The 6000-nt window shown below is 37.3% G+C and carries 2 protein-coding genes; one reads left to right on the top strand and one right to left on the bottom strand.

Annotation, left to right across the window (positions count from 1 at the left end; translation table 11 throughout):
* Positions 1–142: 142 nt before the first annotated feature.
* Positions 143–4039 carry an ATP-dependent RNA helicase HrpA gene (hrpA, locus tag CBE70_RS11020; RefSeq protein ID WP_100159383.1) on the top strand — a complete coding sequence of 1299 codons (3897 nt, stop codon included), beginning with the start codon at positions 143–145 and terminating at the stop codon, positions 4037–4039.
* Positions 4040–4289: 250 nt separating this feature from the next.
* On the opposite strand, the gene CBE70_RS11025 is transcribed toward hrpA, so the two are convergent.
* Positions 4290–5684: a basic amino acid/polyamine antiporter gene (locus CBE70_RS11025; protein ID WP_100159384.1), complete on the bottom strand. Its 1395-nt coding sequence runs from the start codon at positions 5682–5684 to the stop codon at positions 4290–4292.
* Between the last annotated feature and the right edge of the window lie 316 nt (positions 5685–6000).

Genomic DNA, 6000 nt, shown 5'->3' on the forward strand with positions numbered 1-6000 from the left:
TTTGAATATGCTATTCAAAATTATTGATTATATGAAATCATATACTAAGAAATTTAATCAAGCCTTTATGTGCAAATAGCCTGTTGTGATATTATGAACTCAATAGTTTTGATTAAAATAACCTCAAAAAGGATAATAAAAGGTGACATTATCATCTGCCACGCTCTATCAAGAAATAGAGCAATTATCGTTGCGGGAGCAGCAACGATTAAGAAAACGTCTACGTGGCGTCGCTAAAATTAATAATGAAGAGTCTAAACAAGCGGTATTAAGTGCAATTAAAGACGATATTACAGCAGCACAACAGATGATAATTCACCGTCGTGCCAATTGCCCTGAAATTACTTACCCAGAAAACCTGCCTGTTAGTCAAAAGAAAGATGCCATTTATGATGCAATAAGAGATAACCAAGTCGTTATTATTGCAGGGGAAACAGGCTCTGGTAAAACAACACAGATCCCTAAAATTTGTCTTGAATTAGGACGAGGGATCAAGGGTTTTATTGGTCATACTCAGCCTCGTCGTTTAGCTGCACGCTCAGTGGCTGAACGTATCGCTCATGAATTAAAAAGTACGTTAGGCGGATCTGTAGGTTATAAGGTTCGCTTTAGTGATCATGTCGGTGATAATACCCTCGTTAAGCTAATGACAGATGGTATTTTATTGGCTGAATTACAGCAAGATAAGCTGTTATTACAATATGACACTATTATTATTGATGAAGCCCATGAACGTAGTTTAAATATCGACTTTATTCTTGGCTATTTAAAGCAGCTATTACCTAAACGTCCTGATTTAAAAGTAATTATTACTTCTGCAACCATTGATCCTGAACGTTTTTCCAAACATTTCAATCAAGCACCGATTATAGAAGTGTCTGGTCGGACTTATCCTGTTGAAGTGAGATATCGCCCTATTGGTGGTGACGAACTTGATAGTGATAAGGATATGACAGATGGCATTGTTGACGCTATTGATGAATTAAGTAGAGAAAGTGCGGGTGATATTCTTATTTTTATGAGCGGTGAGCGAGAAATTCGTGATACTGCTGATGCGCTGAATAAACTACAACTTCGCCATACTGAAGTATTGCCTTTATTTGCCCGCTTATCTAACAGTGAACAAAATCGAATTTTTCATCCTCATAATGGCAGACGAATTATTTTAGCAACTAACGTTGCCGAAACTTCATTAACTGTACCGGGTATTAAGTATGTTATTGATACCGGTTTTGCTCGTGTTAGCCGTTATAGTTATCGTACTAAAGTACAACGACTTCCAATAGAGCCTATTTCTCAAGCTTCAGCAAATCAAAGAAAAGGGCGTTGTGGTCGTGTTTCTGATGGTATTTGTATTCGCCTTTATTCAGAAGATGATTTTATTTCACGTTCTGAATTTACTGATCCTGAAATATTAAGAACTAACCTTGCATCTGTTATTTTGCAAATGACGTCAATAGGGTTAGGTGATATTAGTGCTTTCCCATTTGTACAGCCACCCGATAAACGTAATATTCAAGATGGTGTTCGTTTATTAGAGGAACTAGGCGCCTTACAAGACGAAACCGACCACAATGGTGCTTATCGTCTAACCCCAATGGGAAAACAACTTGCACAACTTCCTATTGATCCTCGTTTGGCGAGAATGGTACTTGAAGCACGTAAATATGGTGCTGTGAAAGAGTTGATGGTAATTACTTCTGCACTTTCAATTCAAGATCCTCGTGAAAGACCGATGGATAAACAACAAGCTTCTGATGAAAAACATCGACGCTTCCAAGATAAAGATTCTGATTTCTTGTCTTTTTTAAATATGTGGGATTATTTAAAAACTCAACAAAAAGAGTTGAGTCATTCCCAATTTAGAAAGCTGTGTCGCCAAGAATTTTTAAACTTTATGCGTGTTCGAGAATGGCAAGATGTTTATACGCAATTGCGACAAGTTGTTAAAGAATTAGGCTTTCCAGTTAATAGTGAACCGGCTGATTTTAGAAGTATTCATGTTGCACTACTCAGTGGCTTATTGTCACATATTGGACAGAAAGATGCGGATAAACAAGAGTTTACTGGTGCAAGGAATGCCCGTTTTTCTATTTATCCTGGTTCGGGTTTATTTAAAAAACCACCAAAATGGACAATGGTAGCAGAGTTAGTCGAGACGTCTCGTTTATGGGGGCGAATTGCGGCGCGCGTTGAACCCGAATGGATTGAACCTATTGCTGAACATTTGGTGAAACATCAGTATAGCGAACCTCATTGGTCAAAAGCGCAAGGCGCTGTAATGGCTAATGAAAAAGTGACCCTATATGGTTTGCCAATTGTTGCTTCTCGACCTATTAATTACAGTCAAATTGATCCGCTTTTATGTCGTGAGCTATTTATCCGCCATGCGTTAGTGGAGGGCGATTGGCAAACTCGTCATGCATTTTTCCGTGACAATTTAAAACTACGGACAGAAGTTGAAGAGTTAGAGCATAAATCTCGTCGTCGAGATATTCTTGTTGATGATGAAACAATGTTTACTTTCTACGATCAACGAATACCTCAGGATGTCGTTTCGTCTCGTCATTTTGATAAATGGTGGAAAGAGGCGCAAAAGGCATCACCTGATCTGCTTAACTTTGAAAAAAGTATGCTTATCAAAGATGATGCCAAACGCGTTAGCGCACTAGATTATCCAAATTATTGGCATCAAGATAATCTTAAATTACGCTTAACCTATCAATTTGAACCGGGTACTGCGGCTGATGGTGTCACCGTTCATATTCCATTACCTATTTTAAATCAGGTAAAAGACGAAGGTTTTGATTGGCAAATTCCGGGTATCCGTCATGAATTAATAGTGGCATTAATTAAGTCGTTACCAAAACCTATTCGCCGTAATTTTGTACCTGCACCTAACTATGCTTCAGCTTTTTTAGAGCGTGTACCTCAAGTTGAAGGTGATTTACTCGATAGACTTGAAAAAGAATTGCGTCGTATGACAGGAGTGACTGTTGATAGGGAGAGTTGGCAACTTGACCAAGTTGCTGATCACTTAAAAATGACATTTCGTGTCGTTGGCGATAAAAATAAAACGCTGGCAGAAAGTAAAGATCTCAATAAATTAAAAGAGAACTTAAAGGAAAAAGTGCAAGAAACATTATCAGCAGTCGCGGATGATGGTATTGAACAACAAAATTTACATATTTGGAGTTTTGGTGATTTGCCTCAGCGTTATGAGCAAAAACGGGGTGGCTATTCAGTGAAAGCATATCCTGCACTCGTTGATGAAAAAAATAGTGTGGGTATTAAGCTTTTTGAAACAGAATCTGAACAGCAAGCTTCTATGTGGGAAGGGGTAAGACGATTATTATTATTAAATATTCCGTCACCGATAAAATACCTACATGAGAAATTACCGAATAAAGCAAAACTTGGTCTTTACTTTAACCCTTATGGAAAGGTGTTAGAGTTGATTGATGATTGTATTGCTTGTGGTGTTGATAAACTAATGGCGTCTTATGGTGGTTTAATTTGGCAAGAAGATGAATATCAAAAACTGCAAGAATATGTCAGAGCTGAATTAAACGATGCTGTGGTTGAAATAGCAAAACAAGTTGAAGCAATTTTAACGCAAGTATTTGCTATCAATAAGCGTTTAAAAGGGCGGGTGGATATTAGCGTTGCTTTTGCCTTATCTGATATTAAAGCTCAACTTGGTCAGTTAGTTTTTCCTGGTTTTGTTACCTCTCATGGATGGAAACGTCTTGCCGATATTCCTCGTTATTTGAGTGCCATTGAAAAACGAATGGAAAAACTGGCCATCGATCCAAATCGCGATCGCGCTCAAATGAGCCGAGTTGAAAATGTTATTCAACAGTGGCAACAGTGGTTAGGTAAGCTAACAGAGAAACAAAAGCAGCAAGAAGAAGTGCAAAATATTCGTTGGATGATAGAGGAGCTTAGAGTCAGCCTGTTTGCTCAGCAGATTGGTACACCATATCCAATATCAGATAAGCGCATATTGCAGGCGATGGAACAAATTAGTTTTAACTAATTTAATAGTGACATTTTTAGACCCACAAAAACTTATGCTTCTTGTGGGTTTTTTATTACCTAGCTAATAAATAGTCATCCATATATTAGTTACAACATACAATATATTTCTTGCTTTATAAACACCTAACCATCAATGTTAAAAATAACAGCTTAGCAGGAAAAAATTTTGACTTAAGTGAAATTGTTTTTGAAGGGAAGTAAGAGAGAGTAAGAGAGATACTGTTTGTTCAGTATCTCTCAGATTGTCTTTAGTAAATAGTTAAGTAGCCCAATGCTGGAATAGCGCCAAATAAGACAAAAGCTAACAGGATTTTTTCACCTAATAATAGGGGGCTTTTGTCTTTATATTGTTTTCGAGTATATAAAAATATCAGGATACCTGGTGCATACAGAACGACAGAGAGTAATAAATTAATAACGCCTGATGCATAAAGTAGCCATAAACCATATAGACTTGCAGGTATGGCGATTAATAATAAAGCGCGACTATTACGTGCAATTGCTACTTTAAATAAAAATGCACCTACGAGAAAGTAAGGAACAAGGATCATCTCTGATGCAATGGTCAGTAATGTATTGTAGTTACTTTCCGTCAACCAGATTAAAACTAAAGAGAATTGGACTGCACAATTGGTAAACCATAATGAAGATGAAGGAGCATCATTTTTATTCTGTTTCCCTAATTGTTTAGGGAAAGAGTGATGTAGTGCTGCAATATAGGGCACTTCTGCTGCCATAATTGTCCAGCTTAAATAAGCACCACATACAGAGAGAATAAGACCTGCTGCAATAATTATCTCACCTATGCTACCAATAAGTTGAACAAGTAACGGTGCCATTGACGGGTTTTTCATCGCTGCCAATTCTGTTTGGCTAACTAAACCTTGCGATAATAAAGTGACAAGAATATAGATAATTAATGCAATGACAACGGCGAGTACTGTTGCTAAACCAACATCACGACGATTTTTAGCTCTTGCGGAGACTACGACCGCGCCTTCAATACCAATAAATACCCACAGTGTAATCAGCATGGTATTTTTGACTTGATCCCAAACAGGGACACCCAGATTTACACCTTTAAAATCAAGGGTAAATATATCCATATTGAAAGCTAATAGGGCGACAATAACAAATAACCCTAAAGGAAGGAGTTTTGCCATTGTCGCCATTAAATTAATGCTTGCTGCAGTTTGAACACCACGTAATACAAGAAAATGAACAACCCAAAGTAAGATTGACTCTCCAATTAATGCCTGCCATGTATTCCCATCACCAAAAATAACGTTCTCGGGTGTATCTGTAAAAAAACTAAAGGCAGCAAAAACAATAACAAGATAAGAAACGTTAGCAACAACAGCGCAGACCCAATAACCCCATGCTGAACAAAAACCAATAAATTCACCAAATCCTTCTTTCGCATAGGTAAAAATGCCACCATCAAGATCAGGTCGAAGGCGAGAGAGGAGTAATAAAGATGTAGCAAGAAAGAGGATACCAATGCCAGTTATCACCCAGCCAATAATCAATGCGGCAGGACTGGCAACTTCGGCCATATTTTGAGGCAAACTGAATACACCTGCACCAACCATTGAGCTTAATACTAACGCGGTGAGTGATATTAAGCCAAGTTTCTTATTCAAGGATAATTACCTACGTGATTAAAATTGTAAATAAATAGCGTATTTTCTTGTTTTTTGGTCAGTAAATAGAATAAATATGAATATCTCAAATTTAAATAAAGATAAAAACACTAAAAAACAGCGAGATTTTACGGAGAGTTGACTTGGTTGTCTATGCATTAAATCATAAAAATTATGCACTTTTACAAAATGAGGTTGGTTTTGATGATATTTTGAGTAAAAAAAACCTCGCATCTGAACTGCACCCCAAAAGTTGGACACCAACTTTGGGGTGTTTTTCTATGGCTAAATATTCTCTTGATTTTAAACTCAATGT

It is taken from the genome of Proteus columbae (genome assembly GCF_002777965.1).
Classification (GTDB): Bacteria; Pseudomonadota; Gammaproteobacteria; order Enterobacterales; family Enterobacteriaceae; genus Proteus; species Proteus columbae.